Here is a 26629-nt window from a genome sequence, read left to right on the forward strand (position 1 = left end):
GTTTATCTGTTAAGGTATAAATAGCCCGACTTTTGGTTTACTTCGTCATTTTTTACATATTTAATAACATAGAAATAAGTACCTGTTGGCAATTGTTCGTTAGCGTTTAATGTTACTCTACCGTTTGCTTCACCAACAAATGCATTAGAGTTATTATTATACGTTTGTGTTGAGAATACTTTTACGCCCCACCTATTGAAAACTTCAACGGAATTATCAGGGAAAGCCTCTATGTTTTGTATTAAGAAAACACCTTGATTACTATCTGGAGTAACCAAATCACTTACAATTATGATATCACAAGCAACGTCTGCTGGTGGTGTTCCGCCGATAGAATCACAAGCATCTAATGGGTCTGTATTATCAATAACCTCAGCACCATCATTTATACCATCATTATCTGTATCAGGGTCTTCAGGATCAGTTCCAATATTCGCTTCTTCATCATTTGTTAAGCCATCTTCATCACAATCAGAAGTGCCCAACGGTGTTCCACCAATAGAATCACAATCATCTAACGGATTAGTATTGTCAATAACTTCTTGTCCGTCATTGATACCATCATCGTCAGAATCCGCATCATAAGGGTCTGTACCTAATGTATTTTCTTCGTCATTAGTTAACCCATCATTATCAAAATCATTGGTTATTGTAATAATTCCTGTACCAATATTTCCTGCAATATCGCTTGTACTCACATTTAAAATTGAAGGATAATTGGTAACCGTATACGAACCACTATCTGGTGTTAATGTTGCTGTATCAAGACTCCAATCACCATTAGCATCAACAGTAACTGTATATGTTACATCATCAATACCATCTTCATCAGTATCAATAGCAACCGTTAAAATTTCATTTGCTTCACCAGTTCCTCTAATTACTGGTGTTAAATTATCTGTAATTTGATCTTCTACTGTTGGTGCAACCGTATCAATTACAATTGTAAATACTGCAGAAGAAACACTTGTATTATCATACACATCAGATGCTATCGCGGTAAGATCATACATATCATCAAAAAGTGTCGTACCTGTATAATCAAAACTCCAATCACCAGCGCTATCAGCAGTTGTAGTACCTATACTTACTCCATCAATAAATACTTCTATAATCTTATCAGCCTCAGAAGTACCGCTAATTATTAAAGTATTATCATTCGTTATTTGATCATCAACAATATTAGAATCTATTGAAATATCTGTTATAATTGGACTTACGATTACAACTGTTTGAACATCATAATCTTTTTGCTGAATTACTGTATTCGTATTTCCTGCACTATCAATAGTAGTAACACTACCATCAACAATTGTATCTGCATCTAAAGCTAAATCTGCCCCAGAAACAACAATACTAAATTCGCCAGCACTATCAACTGCACCTGTACTAACAACTCCGTTAATATCTAAACTAACAATATCACCAGCCGTAAATTCTCCACTAACTGTTCCTGTAATTGTAATATCTCCTTCAGATTCTATTCTATTAACTGTATTATCATCAGTAATATCATCAATAAATAAACCTGGTACTGGATTTGTAATATCTATATTATATAATTTATCAGTAGTTACTGTTCCTGTATTTCCTGAAGAACTAGTTGTTGTAACACTTCCTGCTACTGTAGTATCTGCATCTACTATTAAATCTGAACCAGAAACAACAATACTAAAATTACCAGCACTATCAACTGTTCCTGTAGAAATAACTCCATTAATATCTAAAATAACAATATCACCAGCCGTAAATTCTCCGCTAACTGTTCCTGTAATAGTAATATCACCTTCAGATTCTGTTTTATTAATTATATTGTCGGCAGTAATATCATCAATAACAAATGCTGGCATTGGTAAATCAGTCTCTACATTATAAACTTTATCATGTGTTGCTGTTCCAATATTACCTTTAGTATCTGTAGTGCTTACACTTCCTGCAACTGTTGTATCTGAATCTATTGCTAAATCTGAACCAGAAACAACAATACTAAATGCACCTGTACTATCAATTGTTCCCGTAGTTGTAACTCCGTTAATTATTAAAGTTACCGTATCACCCGTCATAAATTCACCCGTTACCGTTCCGGTAATTGTAATAGTAGTCGTTGCTTCAGTAGCGTTAATTGTATTATCTACTGTTATATCATCAATAACAAGCGTTAATACGGGCACCGTAGCATCGATTGTAATTGGAAAACCAGTTGAAATAACTCCTGTATTTCCTGCTTCATCTGTAGCTTGTGCTGTTATAATATAATCTCCATCTGCTAATGTAGTTCCGGTATGATCAAAAGACCAATTACCTGAACTATCTGTGGTGGTTGTTCCTATACTTGAACCATCAATAAATACCTCAACAGTACTATCAGCCTCAGCGGTTCCACTAAAAATTAAGGTGTTATCATTTGTTATTCCATCAGTTATATCAACCCCAGAATCGTCACTAATAGCCGTAACAATTGGTGCATTCGGAACTACAATATCTACAGCATACAATTTATCCGTTGTAACCGTTCCCGTATTTCCTGAGCTATCTGTTGTAGTAATACTCCCTGCTACTGTAGTATCTGCATCTACTATTAAATCTGCCCCAGAAACTACAATACTAAATTCGCCAGCACTATCAACTGCACCTGTACTAACAACTCCGTTAATATCTAAACTAACAATATCACCAGCTGTAAATTCTCCGCTAACTGTTCCGGTGATCGTTACCGTATTTTCAGATTCTGTTTTATTTATTATATTATCAGCTGTAATATCATCAATGACAAATGTAGGCATTGGTAAATCTATCTCTACATTATAAACTTTATCATGTGTTGCTGTTCCAACATTTCCTGTAGTATCTGTTGTACTAACACTACCTGCAACTGTTGTATCTGAATCTGTTGCTAAATCGGAACCAAAAACAACAATGCTAAATACACCTGCACTGTCAACTGTTCCTGTTGTTGTAACTCCGTTAATTACTAAGATTACCGTATCACTCGTCATAAAATCTCCTGTTACTGTTCCTGTAATCGTAACAGTACCCATTGCCTCCGTAGCATTAATAGTATTATCTGCTGTAATATCATCAATTACCAACGTAGGTGTTGGTTCAATAATATCAACATTATAAACTTTATCATGTGTTGCTGTTCCAACATTTCCTGTAGTATCTGTTGTACTTACACTTCCTGCAACTGTTGTATCCGAATCTATTGCTAAATCGGAACCAGAAACTACAATACTGAATACACCTGCACTGTCAATTGTTCCTGTTGTTGTAACTCCATTAATTACTAAAGTTACCGTATCACCTGTCATAAAATCTCCGGTTATTGCACCAGTAATAGTAATGTTTCCTTCGGACTCAGTTTTATTTATTATATTATCTGCTGTAATGTCATTTATTACTAATGTAAGTGCTGGTTCATCAACATCAACATTATAAATTTTATCATGTGTTGCAGTACCAGTATTACCAGCTATATCTAATGAACTTACACTCCCTGCAACCGTTGTATCTCCATCTAATGCTAAATCGGAACCAGAAACAATAATGCTGAATAAACCTGCACTGTCAATTGTTCCTGTTGTTGTAACTCCGTTGATTACTAAAGTTACCGTATCACCTGTTGTAAAATCTCCAGTTACTGTTCCTGTAATTGTAATGTTACCTTCGGATTCTGTTTTATTAACTGTATTGTCAGCTGTAATATCATTTATTATTAATGTAAGTGCTGGTTCATCAACATCAACATTATAGACTTTGTCGTGTGTTGCTGTTCCTATATTACCAGCATCATCAGTAACGCTAATACTTCCAGCAACTGTTGAATCTGCATCTAATGCTAAATCTGAACCTGAAACTACAATACTAAAAGTTCCTGAACTATTTACAGTTCCTGTTGTAGTAACTCCGTTAATCACTAAAGTTACCGTATCGCCAGAAGAATAATCCCCGGTTACTGTTCCGGTAATTGTAATGTTACCTTCGGATTCTGTTTTATTTACCGTATTATCAGCGGTGATATCATTCAATACTAATGTTAACGTAGGAGAACTAGTGTCAATAGTGATTGGATAAACTACAGAAAGTGTTCCTGTATTACCTGCAACATCTATTGTCTGTGCTGTAATGTCATAATCACCATCAGCTAATGTTGAACCTGTATAATCAAAAGTCCAATTTCCTGAACCATCTGTTATTGTAGTTCCAATACTTGTACCATCAATAAAAACTTCAACGGTACTATCAGCTTCTGAAGTTCCGCTAAAAATCAAAGTATTATCACTTGTTAAACCATCAGTACTGCTCGTTCCTAAGTCATCAGAAATTGACGTAACTACTGAGCTATTTGGTGCTGTAGTATCAATAGTAATCGGAAAATCAGTACTAATTGCACTTACATTACCAGCCAAATCTGTTGCCCTAGCTGTAATAATATAATCTCCTTCCGATAGCACAGTACCTGTATAATCATACGTCCAATCACCAGCACTATCCGTAGCTGTACTGCCAATACTTACACCATCAATAAAAACCTCTACTACACTATCAGCTTCTGAAGTTCCACTAAAAATTATTGTTGTATCATTTGTAATACCATCAGAAGTATTACTACCTGTATCATTAGTAATAGAAGTAACTAAAGGAGCTATAGGAGCTGTTGTATCAACAGTAATTGGAAAATCTGCAGAAAAACCACTTATATTTCCTGCCTCATCTATAGACTGCGCTGTTAATATATACGTATCATCAGCTAATACTATCCCCGTATAATCAAAAGACCATTGACCAGAACCATTTGCTAAAACAGTGCCTACACTTACCCCATCAAAAAAGAGTTCAACTGTATCATTTGGCCCTGACAAACCTGTTATTATTAACGTATTATCTGAGGTAATCTCATCTGTAGTACTTTCTCCTGTATCATCAGTAATTTTAGAAATAAAAGGCGCAAAGTTATTGTCTGTTTCAATTGTAAAAGAAAATTCAGCAGACTCAGCACTTAAATTCCCTGCTGTATCTGATGCTATTGCTGTAATTCCATAATCATTATCCACTAAAGTAACACCTGTATAATCAAAAGTCCAATTACCACTACTATCTGACGTAGTTGTTCCGATACTATTACCATCCAAGAAAAGTTCTAAAATAACATTTGCATCTGATGTTCCACTAAAAATTAATTGATTATCAGATGTAATACCATCTGTAGAACTGCTACCCGTATCTTCACTAATTGCCGTAATAACAGGAGTTGCTGGTGCTGTAACATCAATAGTTAATGGGAAATCAGTACTTAAAGCACTTGAATTCCCAGCTAAATCTGAAGCTCTTGCTGTAATGGTATAATCGCCTTCTGCCAAAACAGTTGATGTATGATTATAACTCCATTCCCCACTACTATTTGTAGTTGTAGTGCCAATACTCACACCATCAACAAAAACTTCAACAATACTATTTGCTTCTGATGTTCCACTGAAAATTAATGTTGTATCATTTGTAATACCATCAGATGTACTACTTCCTGAATCAACTGTGATGGTTGTTACTGTTGGTTCGTTTGGATTTATAGTGTCAATTGTGATTGGAAAATCTGCTGAAACAGCACTCGTATTACCAGCAGTATCTATTGCATATGCTGTTAATGTGTAATCACCATCAGCAAGAGGAATACCTCTATAATCTAAAGTCCATTGCCCCAAAGTAATATTAGCTGTTATAGTCCCAATACTCGTACCATCTAAAAAAACTTCAACTGTTTCTCCATTATCTGCAAACCCTGCTATAATTAAAGTATTGTCTGATGTTATTTCATCTGTAGAACTACTCCCTGTATCATCTGAAATTGAATTAATTACAATTAATGTAGGTGCAATTGTATCAATCGTAATTGGAAATTCGGCAGATGAAACACTTTCATTACCTATAGCATCTGTAGTTATTGCAGTAATATCATAATCACCATCTGATAATACAACAGCTGAATGATCGTAAGACCAAACTCCTGAACTGTTTGTTGTGGTTATTCCGATACTTGTTCCGTCAATAAAAATTTCAACTTCACTATTTGCTACTGCAGTACCTCTTATTATTATTTCATTATCGTTTGTAATACCATCAGTGGTATCATTACCAGTATCATCAGAAATAGCTGTGACCACTGGTGCTGCAGGTAAAGCTGTACTTATTATTACACTGTCATCTGCTTTAATACCTACATTACTTCCATCACTATTAGTTACATAAGCTTCTACAGTTAATGTATTCCCTTCTCCAGGGCTCGAATAACTTACGTTAAAAGTCCCAGAAGGTATATCAGATGCCGTTAACACATACTCAACACTGTTTATATACAACTTATCACCAGCAACTGCATCAGAAGGTAATTGTACGGTAACATCTATATCTCCTATAAGTTCTGTACTGTTTAAATAACCATCATCATCAATATCTTCAACAATAATAACTGTTGGAGCACTAGGGTAACGAGAATCAAAAATTAGTTCTGCTTCATCTGAAGTTAAATCAGTACATAAAAAATATTCATCAGTAATATTTACACGATACAAGTAACCATTATATGTTGCCGTAATACCTGTTAGCGTGAGTGTTTCTGTATTACTACCCGTATAAATATCTGTTGTATTTGATGGATCTATATCAATAAAACCACTACCATCATCAACTTGCCATTGATATTCTAATGCATCGCCGGTTGCATTTACACTAAAAGTTTGTGCTCCAGTACCATTAGTGGTTACATCTTGAGGTTGCCCTGATGCGTTTGCTATTACTATTTCTTGTCCTTCTTGCTGAAAATCATAGACTGTATTACCTTCCCCGCTATCTAAATTTGCGGGTGTTGTATAACCGTCAACAACCGAAGTACCCGTAACAAGTCCGTTATCATCAACAACTGTTACTAGATCTCCCAGAAGTCCGTCATTATTATCATCCGTAAAACCTGCCTCAAAAACATCGTAACAATTATCACCATCAGCATCAAGTTCAACAAAATCATAAATACCATCAGGTGAAGCTTCAGAATCTGCTAATGTATAATTTGTTAAGCCACTGTCTACTGAAGATTGTGCAACATCTGGCACTCCATCAGAACCTACACTACCAGTAAGCACTCCATTTGTATGTGTTTTTTTATGACCAGCCTCATCAGCATCATAAATTCCATCATTATCACTATCCAAATCTATATAATCTGCAACTTCATCACTATCCGTATCTCTATCTTTACAAGCAAACAGAATTATTTCAATAGCATCTACCGTTGTATCTCCAGCTATTGCTTCACTAAATTCTAATGTAAATTCTGAAATTCTTTGGTTTATTTGCAAAGAACCTGCCGCAGTACCATCACTATCCGTTAATGTTGTTTCTGGTGTATACGAAGCATCTATATCCAAACCTACACCGCCATCTTTTGCCGTTGTAGTTGTTGTAACAAAGTCGTAAGTACCTGCTAATTTATACCAAGTTAACCCATTTAATAATGTTACAATTAATGTTGTTTGTTCTGAATTTGTATTACTGCCACCTATTCTATCTAAATGAAGTATTGGACTGTCTACAATAACAGGATTATCAAATTCATCAACAAATTCAACTTTTGTAGTACATCCATCAACATAAGTTGCCTCAAAAGCTGTATCACCACTTAGATCTTCAGACCAAAAATCACCACTGGTAAAATTACCAACTCCAAGATCAGTAGCATTAGTAGTAGTTACTTTTGCAATTACACCATTACCATAATCATACGATGCTGTTGTTGTTGCAACACTCCAGCTTCCGGATTGTGATGGAGTACATTTACCTTCATCATCATCTAAAATACCATCATTATCATTGTCAAAATCACAACTATTATTTATACCATCACCATCACTATCATTTGCTGTAATTGTACCTGTAATTGCACCATACGTACAAGGATCAATAACTAAGTTCGAGAAAGCAAAATTTACAGTATCTGAAATAGCTCCTAAAAAGCCTTGGCTAAATGTTGTATTTATAGTAAATGTGTTTGTAAGTGAATTAATTTGTAAGCTACCCGCTCCTGCAGAACACTCATCAATACCACCGAATAAAAAACCTGTATCTGTTTGGAAAGTTGTTGTAGTTGTTTCAAAACTATCAGAAGCATCTTCATTCAGCTCCGTCCATGTACCAGATGCTAGTGTAAAAATTCCTGTTGAGACATTTCCTAACGTTGAGAAACCACCAACTCTGTCTGCATGAAGAATTGGATTTTCAATTTCAATTGGCAAACCTGATACATTATCGAAAAAACTAAATACAATAGTTCCGTTATTATCTTCTACCGCAAAGTTTAAAGAGGGGTTGTTATAAATTGAAGGATCACTAAATCTATCTGAAGATTCTGAACAATCCATAGTTCCACTCGTTTGAGAATCTATATCACCAGAAAATTGTGCTTGTACTTTTACTAAACCATCTGAGCTTATAGATTCATAAAGTCCAGAACCCAAATCTGTCCATGCTCCAGTTGTTTGAGAAATTGCAGATTGGAAAGAAAACAATATTGCTATTGCAAAAATAAATTTTTGAATAGCTAGTTTGGTTGGTTGTGTTTTAAAAACTCTAGGCATATAGTAAATAAATCATCTACTTATAACTATTTTCAAACCAAAACAATTGAGCAAGAAAAAGCTTATAGTAATTGATTGTAAAAAAACTATATTTTAATACAAGCTAAAAACTAATGTTGTGAACCTTATGAAAACTATTGTGAAAAGCTAATCCTATGTTATAAAACTACTATTTATCGATAGTAAAATACCCTGAAAATAAAGGCTTAATCGATAAATTACATATTTTTAAAAAAATTAAATCATACTTTTTTGACAAGTTTTTTGTATACAAAAAAACCTAAAATACTAATCAAAATCCATAGTAAATCAACACTTAAAATTTGAATATTATTTTGTAAATAATTGTTCCAAAACCATTTTTTTGTAACAATACCATTTGCAACAGGTACCAATAAGCCAAAAATACTACCTAATAGAATGGAGTTTTTATTAGTAAAGTTATTATCTTTTTTTAAGATATAGAACACACTAAATACTAACCAACTGATAAAATAAAAGCTATAAATAAAAAATTTATCTGCAGGGTAACCTACTTTAACAGCTATAAAGGATAAAGCTGTTACAGGATACATACTCAAGCATATTGCTAAATAAATACGAACTACTTTTTCATTAAACTTTCGCTTTTTTTCAGGAACATTTTTTTTATCACGAGCAACTAACCAAATCATAACTCCTGAAATAATTACAAAACAAGTAATTAACCCCAAAATTAAGCTAATAATTTTAAGCGTATACCCACCATAATCACCATAGTGGATACGGTAAAGTATATTTTTAATAGCATCTAAATAGCTCGTTTTATCGTAAGGATTTTTTTTAAAAACAACTTCCTGGGTTGTCGGTTTAATTATGACTTCACCAAAACCATTGAATTTGTTTTCGTAATTAACATGTCCGTTTATAGACACATGCATATTATTATCTCCATAATTAAAAATATGAGCTTCAACCACCTTAAAATCAGGCCAAAATTCTTTTACTTTATCAACACAATCATTAATTGAAAAATCTAATTTTGTGGGTGAATTTTCAAATTCAAAATGTGGATGACTGTAGCCTAAGTCTTCATAAAATTTAGCTTCATCACCATCATAAATAATCATGACACTTGGTGCAATAAGCAACAATTTTATCATAAAAAAAGCACCAGTAACAGCATATACAAACTGAAAAGGCAAACCTAACATACCTAAAGTAGTATGTGCATCTGTCCACATAGTTTTCAGTTTTGAAAATGGTCTAAAAACATAAAAGTTCGATACAATTTTTTTCCAATGAACTAAAACTCCTGTAACAATAGCAAAAAGAAAAAACAAAGCAACAAAACCTGATAAATAATACCCTATCGGGTATGGTATTTGAGTCAAAAAATGTAAACGGTACAAAAATTCTCCTAAGGTATAAGAGTCTTCATAAGTAGTTTTATCAAAATTTTTAGTATCTAAGTAAAAGAAATCTGAAGCTTTTGCTTTATCATTTGCTAAACTATCTTTAGAAGCACCAAGATAAACCCCAACCTGTTGTTCAATATAATATTTTTTTAACTCTATATCTCTACCATATAAGTCATAATTAGTACTTAATGAATCTAAACTTTGATCTATATTCATCTCTAGATCATCAGTAGTTTTCACAGTATGATTACGTTCCCAATTTACTATTTCATCCCTAAAGAAAGAAAAAGAACCAGCGAAGAAAATAATATATAAAACTACGCTTATAACTATACCACTAACAGTATGTGTATGAAATAAAATATTGTACGTTCTATTTTTCATTATTAGATAATTGGGTTATACATTTTGCCTAAATAAATTGCTATTGACAACAAAAATGAGAACGCCAAGTAAATAGCCCATATTTTCCATCCGTTTTTTGCTAAAAAAGCAATAATCATTAATACAACCCATAGAATAAAACCTGTAAAACTTGAAGTTATAATTATATTTTTATGATTAAAAAAAAATGCTAGCGCTATATGCAATGTTATAGTTACAATAAAGCCACCAATAAAACCTGCTGTAATTTTTCCGAAGCGTTGCCAATTTGACGATAAATATTTAGTGTTTGCTGGCATAATTAGATTAAAAATTCAAATATTAAAGCTATTGCAAAAAACATAAAAAGAGTTTTATAATTTATTAATTGTAATGGAGTTAGCAATATTATTAGACTAGACAAGGTCATCAAGATTACAAAAAACAATAAAATACCACTACCAAACCCAAAAGCAATAATATGTAAAACTAAAGAGAGTATTATAAAAATACTAGCTATACTCTTTGATAACATTTGATTATTAAAAAGCCAAATTTCAATATTAAACCCATTATATTTTACAGCCCTTTTAGAAGTGCTAAAAAAAATATAAAAGGACAAAAAAACTAGTAAAATGGCTGTCGTTATCATAATGTTTTTAAAATTAGAACAACCCTGAGTGCAAAAAACACTCAGAGTTGTTACTTGGAAAAAATAAACTAAACTTCACTCAATTTAATATCTACTTTATGCAATATGTGGCACAATGCCATATAAACTCATATGCTTCACCTTTGTAAGAACCTGGCGTACGCTCTTCAAAGGTGGTTTCAATTATATATTTAGTATCCCAAGGCTTTTTAAAACTTACATATCCATTTTCATCAGTTTCTAAAGTTTTTGTCCATAAATCAGACACATAAACTTTAAATTCATTTTTAGGCAAAGGCTTGTTCTTAAATAAAACTTGTAATTTAACTTCTTCATTATTTTCAGAAACATCTTTTACTGTTATTCCTGAATCATTTGCTACAGCTGTTTCTCCAGTTTTACTTCCAACTTTTACTTTTGCGATAGAATTATAATGGGTTTTAAATATTCCAAAATCATAAGCTGTATAATCAATTACATCAATTTTATCATTATCTAAAACAACTGTATAAATCCCATTACTTTTTGGAGTAAATGCCCCTACATAATAATCTTCAGTAGATTTAACTGTTATTTCGCTTTTGTTACCATTAGCATCAACCAACCAAAGGGTAAAATCTTTTACTGATGGAAATGCTTCTCCATTTACTTTTTCAATAACACCATACGTGTATTCTCCAAAATAAACTCTTACTTCTTGTTCTTTATTTTTTTCTCCTTCAGGACTAGTTTCAATCCATAAATAATGAGCAAAAGATTGTGCAGATACAAAAAGTAGTAATGCAAATGTTAGTATTATTTTTTTCATTGGTGATCTTTTTATTTTTAAAATGAGTATGTTAAAGTTAATCTGCCATTTATACCTGGCTCAGATTGCCAGTAAAGATATGTACCATAATCTGATCCTGAATATAAATATTCATCTAAAATATTATTGACGTTCGCTTGAATTCTAAGCTTACTATTTTGCCATGATAAACCACCATCTAATCTAAAATAATCTGGCAAGTCACTTTCATTATCTGAACCCCATGCCCATGTTGAACGATCTATTTGGTATTGATAACCTAATGAAGCTCCAAAACCTCTTAATTTTGATTCTTCAGCAAATGTGTAATTTACCCAACCATTTGTTACGTGTTTAGCATGCCCTGCAACTCTAGTTCCTATAAGGTCAGGATCACTATCTTCTGTAATTTCTACATTAGTGTTTGCATAATTTAAAATTACATTTAATTCTGGCGTAACTTCTCCTTGTAAATCAAATTCAACCCCTTTTGATTGTACTTCCCCTAATTGAATAGAGAAATTCACGTTATCGGGGTCTGTAACTAATACATTTTGTTTTGTTATTTGGTAAACTCCTAATGATGTTTTTAGACGACCATCGAAAAAGGTTTTCTTAATTCCTCCTTCAATATCATTCGCTTCTACCGGGTCAAAATAATCACCACTTTCACTAAGTCCTGTTTGTCCAATAAAAGATTGATCATATAAAGCATAGGCTTTCAAAGTAGGTATAACATCAACACTTAAACCAAATCTTGGAGAAAATTTTTCATCATTTTCATCTTTACCATCTGTAGTTAAGTTTGTATACCTTCCTGCTAATGTAAGTCTTATTTTATCTTGTAAAAACCCAATTTCATCTTGAAAATAAATTGATCTATTTATAGAACCATAAGAATATACACCATCTCTAAATTGTAAATCAACAGATCTATCAAATTCTGGCAATACACTATTTCCGTATGTTGGGTTATAAATATTAAAAGGCTCATCAACATCAATAATAGCATATTGATTAAAATCAGCCCAGTACTTTTTCTCACTAAAATCAAAACCTCCCAATATTTTATGAGAAACTGTTCCTGTATCAAATTTACCATTTAGATATGCCTGAAAGTATTTTCCAACAGAAAGTGCATCCCATATACTAATATAACGTGTTGCATCACCAGTATCAGAATCTAAACTCCAAAGCCAAATAGAATTCCCGACTTGATCATATCTCATGTAAGCAAATTGTGATTCAAAGCTCCAGTTATCAGAAAACTGATGACTGAAATTTGTAAATAAAGATACTTCTTGAATGTCTGTAGCTGGATAATTAGAATCTGTAAATTTAAAATCCCGATCAAGACTACCGTAACCGTCAGCAGTTGGCGCAAAAACATATGCTGAACCTATATAACTCTCTGCATCTTGAACACTCAATTGTGCAGTTAAAGCTGTCTTATCACTAATGTTATATGTTAAAGATGGTGTAATACCAAAACGTTCAACATCTTCCCCTCCTCTATGTGAATCAGCTGTTTGATACATTCCGTTTAAACGGTATAATAACTTCCCGTTTTCAGTAAGCTTACCACCAAAATCTGCAGTTGCTCTATAACTATCAAAACTACCTGTAGCAACAGATACTTGTGCTACTTTATTTATCGTAGGTTTTTTAGTAACCACATTATAAAAACCTCCTGGTTCACCAGCAGACATCATAAAACCTGCTGGACCTTTTACAAATTCTATACGTTCAACAGTACTCATATCTTCTGATAAAGGTCCCCACGAATCTTCAATATTAATACCATTTCTAAAAGCAGGAAGCCTAAAACCCCTCATATTAATACGTGCAAAATGCCCCCAATGTTCTAACATAGTTACGCCACTAACATTACGAATAACACCATCCATAATACTAGTTGCTTGTTGATCTTGTAGCAAATCACTACTAATTACTTGTATATTCTGAGGTAGATTTACGATCTCAGTTTTTAAACGTAATGATGTTGAAGGTGTTTTTACATTATACTTATTTTGACGACCATTAACCACAACCTCTTGTAATGCTTCATCTTTCTCTTGAAGTTTTATTGTTTTTATAGTGGTTGATTTATTGCTTATTACATTTACAGTAATACTTGATTTTGCATAACCTATTGAAGAAACTTCTAAAGTATAATCACCTAGTGGAACATTGTTCAAAATAAACTTCCCGTCTTTTTTAGTCATAACACCAAATGAAGTGTTTACTAATCTTACGGTAACATCTGCTATAGGTTTACCATTTAATGTAACAACTTTACCATTAATTGTACTTGTTTGTGCCATTGCAAACGATATCATTCCAAAAATTGCAACAAAAGCAAGTAATTTTTTAAGCATTTTAATTTGCTATTTATAATTAGTCTAAATAAATTTGTGCAAATCTAACAAAGAGAATTCAGTAATAAATGACGAGTTATGATAAAAAAAAGACGCGAAATTAAAGTTGCTGCAAAAAAAAATATTATTTCACTTAATGATGAATTGGCTGAATTAAAAAATAAGTCAACAAAAGACAATGTAACCGCTTGTAATTATGAAATAAAGCCAGAATATGGCATTGGAAATATTCACCACTTTACAACTGATAATGTGAGCATAAGCATTAGCCGTTTTTTCTTGAAAAAAGATTTTTTATACGCCTTACCAATTCAAAATAAATTAATGCAAATCAACTTCTTACTTACAGGGGAAAAAATCATTTATTTTACTGATAGAAAAGAAATATTTTATGAAAGCAAAGAGTCTTATTTAGTAAATATTAATGGATTTAATGGGTCGAATAGAATACTTGGAAAAAAACTTTTTAAAGAGATTAAAATAAATATTCCATTAAATTTTTTAAAACTACATGGCTTAATGACCAATTCTGAAATAAAAACTATTAATGATTCTAATTTAATACTTCCTATTACTGATGAATTATACGGTATACTTGAAAATTTTGAACGCAAACATATCTCTGACATAACTAACAACCTGTACTTAAAAGCTAAAATATTTGAATTAATAGCTATTCAACTTAAGAATTACAGAGACAGAAACAATGGTAATTTGATTATTGGAAATGACAAGACTTTAAAGAGACTTTATAGTATTAAACAAACTATAAATAATAATATTCATAAAAACTATACAATTCAAGAAATCGGTGAAGATTTTGGGGTAACAGGTAACACCCTAAATAAAGACTTTACACGAATTTTTGGTTGTTCAATAAATGAATATAGTAAGCAAGAAAAAATGCTTTTTGCTAAAAATTTATTAGAGAATTCAGAAAAATTAATTTATCAAATTGCAGAAGAAACTGGCTATAAAAATGCCACTCACTTTACTGCTGCCTTTAAAAGAATGTATGGAACTACACCTAAAGAATACCGTAATAAAATGTAACTAGTGCTTTTTATTAAAAATCTTTTTGTAGACACTCATTATTAAAACTGCAATAGCACCAATTACTAAGCCTAATAAAAATTCTTTAAGCATACTTGGCAAGTAAGGTATTTTCTCTAAAACATCATGAAAATAATGAATATTATGAGCAAACACTCCACCAGCAACTGAGAGTAATGCTAAGGTACCAACAACAGCTAAAATTTTAATTACCCAAGGCAAAGCATTTACTAGTAACCTTCCCACTTTGTCAGAAAAACTATTTTCCGATTCGTTTAAATTAATAAGCTTAAGTCCAAACTCATCCATCCTAACAATTAAAGCAACAATACCATACACTCCAACAGTAGCTATAATTGCTATTATAGAAACTACTATAATTTGAGTAGAAATTGGTTCACTAGTCACCGTTCCTAAAGCAATAATTACTATTTCAACAGATAAAATAAAATCGGTAACAATAGCCGCTTTTATTCGTTGTTTTTCTAATATTTGAAGTTCTGCTAACGAAATATTCTCATCAAGTAAATCTTCACTTTTATACTCATGACCTGCTAAGTATTCATATATTTTTTCAGCACCTTCATAAGCTAAATACAAACCGCCTAAAACTAAAATTATAGTTACAGCAATTGGTAAAAAAGCACTTAACAAAAAGGCAAATGGTAGAATTATAAGTTTATTTATAAAAGAGCCTTTTGAAATAGCCCATAGCACAGGTAATTCTCTATCTGAAATAAAGCCAGATGCTTTTTCTGCATTAACCGCTAAATCATCACCTAAAATACCCGCAGTCTTTTTAGCAGCAACTTTACTCATTACAGCTACATCATCCATAAGTGCAGCAATATCATCTAACAATGCAAAAAAACCTGATGCCATATTTTTAATTCTTTTTTATTTAAAACGCTAAATTTAAGGTTTTTCTTTTAGTTAAATTAAACTATCTTCTATTTCAAAAATAAACTCATTATGAACTATAACCATAAAACATTTAAGCCCATACAAAATTCAGAAAATGGAGAAACTTCCAGTGAAACAATTTTTAAATACCAACAAAGCGGAAATATTTTAACTTCTGAATACAGTGGCGGACAAATTATTAGTGGTCATTTAATTGGCTTAGTAGATAATAAAGGAATTATTGAAATGAGGTATCATCAAGTAAATAAAAAAAGGGAATTAATGACTGGAGAATGCATCTCTACTCCTGAAATATTACCAAATGGCAAAATAAGACTTTATGAAAGTTGGAAATGGACGTCAGGTAATCAATCAAAGGGAAAATCTATTCTTGAAGAAGTTTAATTAAATATGTATTTGAGTAATTATCATATTAACTATAATTTTAGTAAATTTCTGGTATAATGAAACTTACTAAAAAAAACACCAACGAGTATTATATAAATAATAAAAAAAGTTTCTGTGGTGTTCCTATTTCTAGAGAAATAATAAATAAGAGTTTTGAGTTTGCTTTTCAAATGGTATTTGAAGATGGTCATCATAGAGCTCACCGTTCTGGCGGAGTTAATAAAAGGTGTAGACGTGAGTTATTTGCAAACACTTTTCAAGGTAAAATTGCTGAATTTATTCTTTACCAAAAGTTGATAAGTTCTGGTTTAAAAGATATAGAATCTCCTGATACTACCATTCACGGAAAAGGTATTTGGGATGATGTAGATTTGGTGTGTAACCAAAAAAAAATAAACATAAAATCTACAGTATTTTTTGCAAACCTTTTACTTTTAGAAAAAAAAGACTGGAATACAAAAGGTGAATACACTCCAAACCTTAATGTTGATGCTACAAAAAATTATGATTATTTTGTTTTAATTCGACTAAAACCTGATTTGAAAAATATACTAAAAAAACAAGATATATTTGATTCCGTTGCTATTGATAAAATTGAGCTAAAGGGCACAATTGATAATGAAAATTGGGAGTTTGATTTTGCTGGTGTTTGTACTTTAAAAACTATTAAACACATTATTAAAGAAGCGTATTGCATGCCACAAAACTCATTGTTAAACGGAACTTTAAAAATGGATGCATCAAACTACTATATTCAATGTGGAAACCTAAAAGACTACAGCTATTTAATTGAAGAATTAAATAAACAAAAGACCTAAAAAAAGTCCAGCTTAAACTGGACTTTTAAAATTATATTTAATGGTTAATTAACTAAAAGCTAATCCACCATTTATATCAACATTATTTCCTGTTAAGAAAGAAGATTCATCACTAGCTAAATAAGCAACTAAATCTGCCACCTCATCAGGGCTACCTTCTCTTTTTAATGGCGTAGAGCCTGCAACTCTTTCTCTTACCTCATCTTTAGTAAAATCATCATGAAATTTTGTTCCAATTAATCCTGGACAAACTGCATTAATTCTAATTCCCTGAGGTCCAAATTCTTTAGCCCAGTTTCTAGTTAATGTCATAACAGCACCTTTTGACGCAGCATAAAGTACTGATCCGCCACCGCCACCATCACGACCAGCTTGTGAAGCTAAATTTATTATTGAAGCTCCTTTACCCATTAGTGCTTTAAAAGCCTTGGTTACAAAAACTGTTCCTTTAAAATTTACTCCCATAACTAAGTCATAGAAATCCTCATCTAATTCTTCTGCTGTTTTTCTACCAAATAAACCTCCTGCATTATTAACCAAAATATCAACTTTATCACCAAAAGCTTCTTTAGTTTTAGCTACCATACTATCAATATCAGCTTGTTTAGTAACATCACCATAAACAGCAATTGCCTCACCGCCTACAGCTTTTATAGCTTCCATTGTAGCATCTTTATCAGCTTCACTATTCAAATAGTTTACTACAACCTTAGCACCTTCTTTTGCTAATTTTACACATATTGAACGTCCTATATCACGACTACCGCCAGTTACTACAGCTACTTTTCCTTTTAAACTCATTTTCTTTTTTTTATATTCAAAATAACTATGCTCTAATATCTCCACAATACTCATAAAGTAACTTAAAATGTTTTTTCATTTTACTTTTTGCTAATTGTGGCTTTTTTTGTTTAATTGCTTCATAAATTTCTAGATGTTCATTTATTCTTAAAGCATCAAATTCATCATAATTTGTATGATACTTTTTAAAATCTACTAGTATTTGAGGGGTAATACCTATCATAATTTGATTCATGGTCACATTACCACTTGCTTTTGCAATGGCTAAGTGAAATAATAAATCTTCTTGAACTGCATCTTCACCAGATAATAATTTAGCTTCATGCGCATCCATAGCTGCTTTTATTCTTAATAAATCATTCTCTGTTCGCCTTAAAGCTGCTAACCTTACTGCTTTTAACTCTAACATTATTCTGGTTTCTACTAACGATCTGAAGTTTGGTAAGTCCATTGACAGGATATCTTCAATCATACCATTCATGGCAATAGCTCCAATGTTAGCTACAAATGTTCCGCTTTGTGGCATTGAAATTAGAATACCGTATGATTCTAATTTTAGAATTGCCACTCTAACACTTCTTCTACTTACTTCAAATTTTTCTGCTAGTACTCTTTCTGCCGGCAACTTATCACCGGGTTCTAAATGTTTATTAGTAATTAGCTCACTTATTTGAGACATCAGTTTTTTTACTCTACTAGTAATTTCTTGATTCTCATTTTTTGAAAGGGCGTCTAAATTCATATAAATTTTAAAATTAAAAACTGGTACACCAGATTGGTTCGGTAAACATATTAAATTTATTTTATACTGAAAAATAACTAAGCCATTATAAATTTTATTAACATTAAAGGCTAACCGACCCAACTCTTACATAGGTCGGCCAGCCTATTTAAAAACAAACTCAACTTATTAATTGTTCACTTAAAAAAATATAATTTTAAACTTTATTATAAATCAATAGCTATACTACTAAAACCAAAATATTTAATTTCGCTATTTATAAAATACACATTATAATGCACCGATAAATTAAAACTTATAGATAACCTATTTTAGATTTAGCTCTTTAAAAAACGTATATCTAATTAATTATTATTAATATCCTTCATTTTGTGTAATTACACCATCTGTAGCAAGAATTTCAGAAACTGGAATTGGAAATAAATAATAATTAGCATTTACTGTTTCTCCCATTGCAACATCAACAGTACCTGTTCTAACTAAATCAAACCATCTTTGCCCTTCAAAAGCAAATTCAAGTCTTCTTTCATCATAAATAACTTGCCTAACATCTGCTTGAGAAGTTACTGTTCCTGTTAAACTATTTAAACCAGCTCTTGTTCTTATATCATCTAACAATGGTAAAACTGTAGTTGCTGCCGCACCATTTTCATTCAACGTTTCTGCATATAATAAAATAATATCAGCATATCTCAATTCAATCCAATCATGCTCAGCTCCTAAATCTCCTTCTTTAGGAAATTTTACTGCTGTTGTACCATCTGCACTAAGTGTTACAGCTCTTCTTAAATCTGTACCACCTCCGTTAGCATCACTCGTATCAAAAGCTGCTACTAAATCTGGATCTACAGGAAAATCAGCTTTTGAATCATCACCAACAAACCAATTCCAAAAATCAGACCCAAAAGAATACTCGTCAGTAATTGAACTTGATACTTGTGTCGAGAATATTATTTCTGAATTTTCTACTTCATTTTGAGCTCCAAAAATCTCATCAAAATTATCTTTAAGACTAATACCTGCTGCATCTGCACCACTTACAACCGCTGCTAAATGAGCTTCTGCATTTGCAAAATCACCAAGGGTAACATAGACTTTGCCTAATAAACCTTGCGCTGCATATTTAGAAGCTCTACCATTTTCAATTTCTGTATCTAATGCCGCGATTGCATCTTGTAAGTCTGGTATAATTACACTATTGTAAACATCATCTACTGATTGTCTAGCTAAAACCGAAGTTTCTGTTAAACTTGGATTGGCTACTAAATTTACAGTAACATCACCAAAAACTTGAGCTAATTTAAAATAAGATAATGCTCTTAAAAATTTTGCTTCTCCAACTTCTGTAGCATCTAAAGAGTTTTCAATAACATTATTAGTACTTAAAATTGATTTATACATTGCTGTATAAAAAGGACCAAAAAATTGGTCTTCCATGGCTGTTAATCCATTATCAAATTCATCAAACTCAGTATACGGTGCTTCGTCCATTACAGCATTATCTGCTCTAAATTCTCCCATTATTGCTATTGGAGTAATTCCTCCTAATTGATAATAATAAGCTGCACTTAACACTCCATCAAACTCTGTTAAAGAATCTGAACTAGCTATATTTGGTGGAAATTGATCTAACTCACTATCACATGCTGTTATGGATAGTAATAACCCTAATAGTATATATATATTTTTCATTATTATTATTTTTTAAAAGTTAACATTTAAGCCCAAAGTAAAACTTCTTACTACTGGTGCAGCACCTACCTGAGCACCGTATGTTGTTGGCCCTAAATAATCTCCACCTGATGTATAAACACCTTCTGGGTTATACGATGTATAATTATCAGCCCAGATATATAATAGATTAGTCCCTGCAGCATATAATCTTACTGAGTTTAAACCTAACTTATCAGTCAAATCTGAATTAAATGTATATCCAATTGTTAAATTTCTTAAAGCTATATATGATGCATCTTGAATCATAGCATCAGTTTGATATCTGTTTCCTGTATAAAACTCTCCGTTATGATCAGCAATTCCGTCACCATCAGCATCAAAACTATCTACTAACCTTCCACTCCATTGAGATTCATAATACAATGGATCAATATTATAAACTTCTGCTCCATGTGAACCTTGAAATTGTAATGACATATCAACGTTTTTGTAGTTAAATGTGTGTGACATACCCCAGTAAAAATCTGGTGAATTTTGCCCTATTTTTACTAAATCACCACCATCTTCAACACTTCTTGTATTATCAATTACACCATCACCATTTTGATCAACAACATAAGATTCACCTGTTGCATTGTTTGGATGTCTAGTACCATCTTCTAAGTAAATCATTTCAACATCACCGATAGTTTCTAATCCCCACATTTCTCCAATTTCTCCACCTACATAGTTTCTAAACACTGGCCCTCTACCACTAACACCGTAAATTGCTTGTGGTAATTCTTCCAAACCTCCTAAATCTTTAATTTCTGTGTCTACTGTAGAAAGGTTAGCTCCAAAAGACCACGAAAAATTGTCATTCTGTATAACTCTTGCATTTAATTCTAATTCAAGACCAGAACTTCTAACATCACCTGAATTAAGCACGATTGATGAAGTACCTAACACTTCTGAAACACTTTGGTTAATTAATATATCTTCAATATCAGACGTGTAATAATCTACACTAAACCTAATTCTATTTTTAAACAAGCCTAAATCAATACCATAGTTTGTTTCTGTATTTGTTTGCCAAGTTAAATCTGGATTTGCAACATTATCAGGAATTAAAAAACCTGTACCATAAATAGTTGCTTGTGGCTCAAGAAGACTCAATGCATCATAAGAACCTAAGAAAGATGTTGTACCTAATGAACCTGTACTAAATCTTAATTTCAATTGACTTAAACCTTCACTTTCTTGTAAAAATGATTCGTTATGAACATTCCAACCTAAAGAAAGTGCTGGGAAAGTTTCAAATTTATTATTAGCTCCAAAACGAGAATCTCCATCTCTTCTTACAGATGCTGATATTAAAAAACGATCATCATATGCATAGTTTATTCTACCAAATACACTTTCTCTTACTCTAGTTTCATCTCTTTCCGTAACTGTAATATCAGAAGGGTCAAAAAGATTGTAATTTTGTATTTCTGTATCAGGAACATTTACACCATCTAAAGATGTGCCTCTTAATGTTGTCGTTTGAAATTCAACACCAGCTACGGCAGATATATCATGCTTACCAAATACCTTTGCATAATTTAAAGTTGTCTCACTTAAAACAGAAGATACTTTTAAATCTGTTTGATCCATATATGTTTGTGTAGTTCGAGCTCTAGAATCATAACCTAATAATCTATGTTCATAAAACTGAGTATCTTTAAGATCGCCTCCTAAAACAGTTTTTGCATTTAAACCATCTAAAATATTTAATTGAAGGTAAGAGCTTACGTTTCCAAAAAATGTTCTTTCCCAACGTTCAGTATTATCAAGTTTTGCTGCAGGTCCTGCGTCACCTGAACCACCAATACCATTATTAGCTCTACCATAATGCCAATCTTGAGCAGCCATACCAGGCTCTAATTCGTAAATACTACTTGCTTCGTAAGTTGACCCTCTGTAACCATCATCAAAAGCAGCAAGACCTAAAGACTGTGCTTGAGCATCTAATTGTTGTACAAAAGCAATAGATTCTTCGGTATGATATACTGGGTGTACTCCATAAGCTCTCAAAAGATCTCGCATATCGTGACCTAACATATCTCTATGTGAAGTAAAACCGTTAAAGCTAATTCCTGTTTTAAATTTGTCTCCTAACTTAGCATCTACATTTAAACGTGCATTTAAACGTTCAAAACCTTCCGTAATTATTACACCTTCAGAATTTTGGTAACCAATTGAAGCAAAATAATTTACATCATCAGTACCACCACTCATACTAAAATCATGACTTACTGTACTTCCTCCTCTAAATAACCAATCTTCAGGGCTAATAGCACCAGGTGAATTTTCGTAAGCATTTAGTCTGTATTCTACAAAATCAGAATCAACTTGAGAAAGATCCCAGTTACCTGCAGCAATCTCTTGTCTTGAAAAAGCCGCCCATTCAGGTCCAGACATTAAAATATTATCTCTGTATTTACTTGAGAAGCTAGTGTAAGCATTATAACTAAAAGTTGCTTTACCAGATTTTCCTTTTTTAGTTGTTACTAAAATAACACCGTTTGCACCTCTTGATCCGTAGATAGCGGCAGAAGCAGCATCTTTTAAAACCTCTAAGCTTTCAATATCATTAGGGTTTACTGTTGCTAAACTTCCTGAAATAGGATAACCGTCAACAACAATTAAAGGACTTGAATCACCTGATATTGATGATGCTGCTCTAATTTGAATTTTTGGATCTGCACCAGGAGAACCATTTTGATTCTGAATTAATACACCTGGTAATTTACCTGCTAAAGCATCATCAACACGAGTAGCTTGTATTGCAGCAACATCGTCACCTCCAACTTTAGCAACTGCACCAGTTAAATGTGATTTTTTTCGTGTACCATACCCTACTACCACAACTTCTTCCAACAATGCTGCATCTTCAGCTAAAGTAATATTAAGAGTTTTCTGATTTGTTATTGTAATTGTTTGAGATACATACCCGATTGAAGATACTTTAAGTACATCGCCACTTTTTACATTAATTTGATAATTTCCATCAAAATCAGTTGCCGTTCCTTTTGAAGAATTGGCAATTACAACATTTACACCCGGAATTGGCACATTGGCCTCATCTGATACCGTACCGGATAATTGGTACCCGTCTTGTGCAAATAATGATACATTAAATATCATCATCAACAACAAAGTAAGTTTAGTTTTTAAATTCATTTGACATTCACTTTAGTTATTAAATAATATGAGTTTTTTTGGTTGAAATTTTGGTGCTCCAATTTGGTGTACCAATTTAACATTTCAAATATATGTTATTTAATTGTTAAATAAAAAATTTATTTTAACTTTTATTGTGAAATACATAAAATTTACAATGAAAATCAGCTAAATTGATTTTTTAAACCCCTTAAATCATGAAATGCATAAAATGATTTTAATGCAGACATGAGAATAATTAATAAACAAAAGACACAATCGCCTCTTGTAAAATCATTTAGTTAATTGAGAACATCAACTATAAAATTTTAAAAATTTGCATTTTTATACAAAACGTGGAAAATAACTTGTCTGAATAAGTATAGAAACGTAAGCTAATTCAACTAAATTCATTAGTTGATTAATAAAATGAGTGGTAAATTAAACGGCACTCATTAACTTATAATTAACAAACACCATTTTACCTATTTTAATTTAAAGGACCTAAATTTTTATTATCTGTCCCTTTTTTATTTAATGGAGAGCTTTCTGACAACTTAAATGAGTCTGAAGAAAAACCAGGATTAAACGTCCATAAATTCTTCACATTATATTTCTGATCTCCTGTTACTTCAAGCATATCAGAATTGTAAAAATTATTATTATAAATATTTACAATAGGTTCACCAACTACCAAATGCATATTAAGTCCTTTGGAATTATTAAAAATATTATTCTCAATATCATTTACTTGTACACCATATAATGATATTGCTGTTTTGTATTTATTTTTCTTACCATGACCTACATTATCAAATAAATTATGATCTATTTCTAAAAATGGACCAAAAGTACTCTCATCTTTACCACCTCTATATAAGCGTAACGCTGCACCCTGCAAATTAGACACTGTGTTATTTTTCATGATAAAATATTCTACATTATAAGCACCTATGTCATCAGTTTCTTTATCTAATGCGGTAATATGACCCGATATGTTTTTAAATGTTGAATTTTGTATGCTAATGGTATCGGCAAATGTACCTTTTGAAACCCGAAGTACATCAAAAGAATGATTTACAACCATATCTTTAAACTCACAATTATTAATAAATAGCTTATAATTCTCAATCATAGAGTTTTTACTAGTACTTATAACGGAATTACCTGCATAATCTGGAGATTTAGTTCCATCAAAGGACATATTTACTAGTGATAAGCTTCCTCCATTTTGTATTTCAAAAGCCATCATACGCTCAAATAATATCGTAGCTTTTTTTTCTCCTGATGTTTTAAATGTTAGTGGATGATTAATTTTTACAGCTTTAGTTATTAAATACGTACCGCCTTCTTCCAATTCAATAATATCACCTGCTTCTGAAGTTTTAACAATATCATATAAGGTATTTATTCCTGCTTTTACTTTTATAGTTTTACCTGAATTTAAAGCTATTTCAGAATCTGATTTATAATAATAAGATGTACCTGTATTTCCTTTAGTTGCAATTTTAGGGCTAATAGTTATTTTATTTTTAATCTTATCTGATTGCGGAATTAAAAACCCTTGTTCATTTTTAACTAAGCTAATGGCTACATTTTCAAACCCTTGCTTTATACTAGTTTCTCCACTTTCATTTAATAAATTATCCTCAAAGTTAATCCCGCTGATATCATCATAAACCGTAAAAATATCTTTCTTATTTTCGTTATAAAATACATTTCCTGAAATTTCAGATGTTCTCGGTGCTTGACTTCGTTCTGCATCACTACCTGCGCATAGTTGAATGTGATCGCAATTAACAAATGTATTGTTGTTCACTTTAGAATCTATTACAGGAACATAACGATTTGGAGGTGAATCAGGAACACCATTCATCATAACAAATGCTCCTCTAAAACGGTAGCCTGTTAAACCAACATGATAATTATTGATAACCGTTTGTGTTTCATTAATTACACGAACACCACCAGTACTAGGTTTTCCATTACCTATAAATACATTTCCATCTACTAGAGTTTCATTACCATGACGCATAGTTAAAGTACCCGTACATTCGAAAAAAGTATTGTATTTAAATGTATTCTGGCATGCTTTATTTGATATAATTTCATGCTCACCGTTAGTTCTATCAAAATAATTAGATTCTACCAAAGTATTTGAGTTTTCCAATGCATGGTGACTTGTTCCTATTCTTAAGGTTTCCCCTCCATTATTTCCGTAGGTAGGTCTTGGTCCAAAATAATTATGATCAATTTTGTGATTATTTGCTCTACTCTCTTTAGTATCCAAACCAACAATCATGGTTACACCTAAATTCTTTTTCCCTTCAATATGATTATGATCTATTCGGTTATTTTTTCCATAAATAGTAATCCAGTAATCTTGAACTTGACGCTCAGGGTTATTATAATTATCAATAACACAATCCGTCAGACGGCTATTATTAGCCATTTCTTCTCTATTTTTCCTAAAAGATATAACTGCATTAGTGGGTGTGTATCCATTTTTAAACACCAAACCATCAACAATTAAATACTCTCCGGCTAGTTGAAGGTTAGAATTACCTTCTAAAGTTACTTTACCCTTTTCTTCTACTGTTAAAGTAATGGGTTTTTCGAAAGTACCATTTCCTTCAAAAACCAATTCCGCATCATTCCAAACTCCATTAGCTAGTGTGATCACATCACCTGGATTGGCATTTTTCACAGCATCATTAAATTCAATTATATCCGTCACCAATAAATCATCATTTTCAGAACTTTTATTAGTCTCTTTGCATGAAAAAATGAATATTAAAGAGAATACTAAAATAGAATACTTAAGTTGAGTTTTCATATATAAA

Annotated in this window: 14 protein-coding genes; 3 read left to right on the forward strand and 11 right to left on the reverse strand. The window is 31.9% G+C overall.

What is annotated here, in order from left to right; genetic code table 11:
* Positions 1 to 2: 2 nt before the first annotated feature.
* The 5 genes from KO500_RS08445 to KO500_RS08465 all read right to left on the reverse strand — a co-directional run bounded on the left by KO500_RS08445 (position 3) and on the right by KO500_RS08465 (position 14204).
* Positions 3 to 8624 carry an Ig-like domain-containing protein gene (locus KO500_RS08445; RefSeq protein ID WP_215956099.1) on the reverse strand — a complete coding sequence of 2874 codons (8622 nt, stop codon included), beginning with the start codon at positions 8622 to 8624 and terminating at the stop codon, positions 3 to 5.
* Between the two features lie 242 nt (positions 8625 to 8866).
* Positions 8867 to 10408 (reverse strand): PepSY-associated TM helix domain-containing protein, encoded by a 1542-nt coding sequence (locus tag KO500_RS08450; protein ID WP_215956100.1) that lies wholly within the window; start codon positions 10406 to 10408, stop codon positions 8867 to 8869.
* 2 nt (positions 10409 to 10410) lie between these two features.
* A complete protein-coding gene (locus KO500_RS08455) occupies positions 10411 to 10707 on the reverse strand; it encodes a hypothetical protein (RefSeq protein WP_215956101.1) in 297 nt (98 codons plus the stop codon).
* A 423-nt stretch (positions 10708 to 11130) separates the two neighbouring features.
* Positions 11131 to 11847 carry a DUF4198 domain-containing protein gene (locus tag KO500_RS08460; RefSeq protein ID WP_215956102.1) on the reverse strand — a complete coding sequence of 239 codons (717 nt, stop codon included), beginning with the start codon at positions 11845 to 11847 and terminating at the stop codon, positions 11131 to 11133.
* Between the two features lie 17 nt (positions 11848 to 11864).
* Complete coding sequence (locus tag KO500_RS08465; protein ID WP_215956103.1) at positions 11865 to 14204, reverse strand: TonB-dependent receptor; 2340 nt, start codon at positions 14202 to 14204, stop codon at positions 11865 to 11867.
* Between the two features lie 78 nt (positions 14205 to 14282).
* Here KO500_RS08465 and KO500_RS08470 point away from each other — a divergent pair, with 78 nt between their 5' ends.
* Positions 14283 to 15257 (forward strand): helix-turn-helix domain-containing protein, encoded by a 975-nt coding sequence (locus KO500_RS08470; protein ID WP_215956104.1) that lies wholly within the window; start codon positions 14283 to 14285, stop codon positions 15255 to 15257.
* Here the strand turns inward: KO500_RS08470 and KO500_RS08475 are convergent, their stop codons facing one another.
* A complete protein-coding gene (locus tag KO500_RS08475) occupies positions 15258 to 16139 on the reverse strand; it encodes a DUF808 domain-containing protein (RefSeq protein ID WP_215956105.1) in 882 nt (293 codons plus the stop codon). It lies immediately after the preceding gene.
* 90 nt (positions 16140 to 16229) lie between these two features.
* Here KO500_RS08475 and KO500_RS08480 point away from each other — a divergent pair, with 90 nt between their 5' ends.
* On the forward strand, positions 16230 to 16565 hold the full coding sequence (locus KO500_RS08480; RefSeq protein ID WP_252732457.1) for a n-acetylglutamate synthase: 336 nt from the start codon (positions 16230 to 16232) through the stop codon (positions 16563 to 16565).
* 59 nt (positions 16566 to 16624) lie between these two features.
* Complete coding sequence (locus KO500_RS08485; RefSeq protein WP_215956106.1) at positions 16625 to 17386, forward strand: hypothetical protein; 762 nt, start codon at positions 16625 to 16627, stop codon at positions 17384 to 17386.
* 48 nt (positions 17387 to 17434) lie between these two features.
* Here KO500_RS08485 and KO500_RS08490 read toward each other — a convergent pair whose 3' ends face one another.
* From KO500_RS08490 to KO500_RS08510, 5 genes are all read right to left on the reverse strand, one after another.
* On the reverse strand, positions 17435 to 18187 hold the full coding sequence (locus KO500_RS08490; protein WP_215956107.1) for an SDR family NAD(P)-dependent oxidoreductase: 753 nt from the start codon (positions 18185 to 18187) through the stop codon (positions 17435 to 17437).
* Between the two features lie 25 nt (positions 18188 to 18212).
* A complete protein-coding gene (locus KO500_RS08495; RefSeq protein ID WP_215956108.1) occupies positions 18213 to 18929 on the reverse strand; it encodes a FadR/GntR family transcriptional regulator in 717 nt (238 codons plus the stop codon).
* 354 nt (positions 18930 to 19283) lie between these two features.
* A complete protein-coding gene (locus KO500_RS08500; protein ID WP_215956109.1) occupies positions 19284 to 20621 on the reverse strand; it encodes a RagB/SusD family nutrient uptake outer membrane protein in 1338 nt (445 codons plus the stop codon).
* 12 nt (positions 20622 to 20633) lie between these two features.
* Positions 20634 to 23807: a SusC/RagA family TonB-linked outer membrane protein gene (locus KO500_RS08505; RefSeq protein ID WP_215956110.1), complete on the reverse strand. Its 3174-nt coding sequence runs from the start codon at positions 23805 to 23807 to the stop codon at positions 20634 to 20636.
* Positions 23808 to 24276: 469 nt separating this feature from the next.
* Positions 24277 to 26622: a chondroitinase-B domain-containing protein gene (locus tag KO500_RS08510; RefSeq protein ID WP_215956111.1), complete on the reverse strand. Its 2346-nt coding sequence runs from the start codon at positions 26620 to 26622 to the stop codon at positions 24277 to 24279.
* Positions 26623 to 26629: the final 7 nt, after the last annotated feature.

The organism is Cellulophaga baltica, assembly GCF_018861125.1.
Lineage (GTDB): Bacteria > Bacteroidota > Bacteroidia > Flavobacteriales > Flavobacteriaceae > Cellulophaga > Cellulophaga baltica_A.

Excerpts from the sequence above, each read along its gene's own strand:
- KO500_RS08465 (WP_215956103.1), bottom strand. The coding sequence starts at position 14,204 with ATGCTTAAAAAATTACTTGCTTTTGTTGCAATTTTTGGAATGATATCG.
- KO500_RS08485 (WP_215956106.1), top strand. The coding sequence starts at position 16,625 with ATGAAACTTACTAAAAAAAACACCAACGAGTATTATATAAATAATAAA.
- KO500_RS08475 (WP_215956105.1), bottom strand. The coding sequence starts at position 16,139 with ATGGCATCAGGTTTTTTTGCATTGTTAGATGATATTGCTGCACTTATG.
- KO500_RS08505 (WP_215956110.1), bottom strand. The coding sequence starts at position 23,807 with ATGAATTTAAAAACTAAACTTACTTTGTTGTTGATGATGATATTTAAT.
- KO500_RS08510 (WP_215956111.1), bottom strand. The coding sequence starts at position 26,622 with ATGAAAACTCAACTTAAGTATTCTATTTTAGTATTCTCTTTAATATTC.
- KO500_RS08470 (WP_215956104.1), top strand. The coding sequence starts at position 14,283 with ATGATAAAAAAAAGACGCGAAATTAAAGTTGCTGCAAAAAAAAATATT.
- KO500_RS08480 (WP_252732457.1), top strand. The coding sequence starts at position 16,230 with ATGAACTATAACCATAAAACATTTAAGCCCATACAAAATTCAGAAAAT.
- KO500_RS08460 (WP_215956102.1), bottom strand. The coding sequence starts at position 11,847 with ATGAAAAAAATAATACTAACATTTGCATTACTACTTTTTGTATCTGCA.
- KO500_RS08500 (WP_215956109.1), bottom strand. The coding sequence starts at position 20,621 with ATGAAAAATATATATATACTATTAGGGTTATTACTATCCATAACAGCA.
- KO500_RS08450 (WP_215956100.1), bottom strand. The coding sequence starts at position 10,408 with ATGAAAAATAGAACGTACAATATTTTATTTCATACACATACTGTTAGT.
- KO500_RS08495 (WP_215956108.1), bottom strand. The coding sequence starts at position 18,929 with ATGAATTTAGACGCCCTTTCAAAAAATGAGAATCAAGAAATTACTAGT.
- KO500_RS08445 (WP_215956099.1), bottom strand. The coding sequence starts at position 8,624 with ATGCCTAGAGTTTTTAAAACACAACCAACCAAACTAGCTATTCAAAAA.
- KO500_RS08490 (WP_215956107.1), bottom strand. The coding sequence starts at position 18,187 with ATGAGTTTAAAAGGAAAAGTAGCTGTAGTAACTGGCGGTAGTCGTGAT.
- KO500_RS08455 (WP_215956101.1), bottom strand. The coding sequence starts at position 10,707 with ATGCCAGCAAACACTAAATATTTATCGTCAAATTGGCAACGCTTCGGA.